Here is a 215-nt window from a genome sequence, read left to right on the forward strand (position 1 = left end):
GGGTCGGGGTGCCGGTTGCCGGCGTGACCGGAGCCGGAGCCGCAGGAGCCGGAGCCGCCGGTGCCGCAGGCCGCGCGGGGCGGGAGTCCTGCGTGATGCCGGGGACGTACGCGATCATCCCGGAGTCCTGCGCGGGAAGAGCGGGCGCGGGTGCCGCGGGCGTCACCGGCTCCACGGCCGAAACCGCCGACACCGCGGGCTCGGGTGCCGCGACC

General features: G+C 79.1%; 1 pseudogene. It reads left to right on the top strand.

The annotated features are described in order from the left end of the window. Positions 1–23 precede the first annotated feature (23 nt). Positions 24–215, top strand: a pseudogene (locus DW309_RS19850) (hypothetical protein); the annotation flags it as partial.

It is taken from the genome of Microbacterium sp. K41 (genome assembly GCF_004794395.1).
GTDB lineage: Bacteria > Actinomycetota > Actinomycetes > Actinomycetales > Microbacteriaceae > Microbacterium > Microbacterium sufflavum.